The 876-nt window shown below is 55.6% G+C and carries 2 protein-coding genes; one reads left to right on the forward strand and one right to left on the reverse strand.

Features of this window, described 5'->3' with window-relative positions:
* Positions 1-209 (forward strand): hypothetical protein (locus IVA82_RS04420; RefSeq protein ID WP_247381847.1); only part of this gene is annotated, 209 nt, incomplete at its 5' end.
* Between the two features lie 178 nt (positions 210-387).
* Here the strand turns inward: IVA82_RS04420 and IVA82_RS04425 are convergent.
* Positions 388-633: a PilZ domain-containing protein gene (locus IVA82_RS04425; RefSeq protein ID WP_247381849.1), complete on the reverse strand. Its 246-nt coding sequence runs from the start codon at positions 631-633 to the stop codon at positions 388-390.
* Positions 634-876 lie beyond the last annotated feature (243 nt).

Here is an 876-nt window from a genome sequence, read left to right on the forward strand (position 1 = left end):
ATGGCATTTGCCATCGCTTCACCTCCACCGATCAGCTCATGCCAGGCTGTATCGCAGGCGAACCTCGCGATGGCGAGGTGGGGGCCTCATGCCGGTTACGACTAACCGGCCCGCTGCGCGAAGACACGTCCGCTAGTGCGGCTTACTCGACCTTGCTGCTTACGGAAGCGTTGCAATCGACCGTAGACCGCCAGGCGAGTGCGGCCTAACCGCCGGCCGATCTCGCTTGCAGTCATGCCACTGTCGAATAGCGCAAGAAGTTGCACTTCTTCTTCGGGGGACCACGAACGGATTTCCAGTCTATTGTTTGACATCGCCCATCCCTGCCAGGAAAAGCACCGCGAAAATTCCATTCTAGGGCAGAGATATAAATGACTCTTCTCCGCCTCAAAGTTCCTCGAACGAGACTCCGATAAGATTTCCACTCGACCAAACTAGTCGGCAACTTCGGATGACGCGATCTTTCTCGAGCATTAGTTTGAATGTGGAGTTCACGTGCCGCTTCGACGGAAGCTCAATTGCTGCCCCTTCTTCCGACATGTTGACCACGCGGCAGCGTAGGCTTGCGCCGTCGCCTGAAATGTAGGCGACCTCGTCCACATCGATGCGCTCCAGCTTTCGACGTTCTATCATTTCATTATAGCCGCAACGAGCTCTTCGCCCGATGTGCACCTTGTCTCTAGCAGATGAAATTGTCGCGCGATCTGTGTTGCTAGGTCTGATCGTTCCTTAGAGAGAGCTTTTCTTTGCTCAAGAGAGCTGGTCCCGCTTGTCTGAACAGACTTTCCGCGTCGATAAGTGGAGCCTCTGCCGAGATTAGGCCGCCACGCGGAGCGGCGGAAGGTTGAAGTAGGCTTGATCCGGGGTCATGTCGTC

This window comes from Bradyrhizobium sp. 142 (genome assembly GCF_023074015.1).
GTDB lineage: Bacteria > Pseudomonadota > Alphaproteobacteria > Rhizobiales > Xanthobacteraceae > Bradyrhizobium.

Coding starts and splice junctions, on each gene's coding strand:
- IVA82_RS04425 (WP_247381849.1), bottom strand. CDS start 633: ATGATAGAACGTCGAAAGCTGGAGCGCATCGATGTGGACGAGGTCGCC.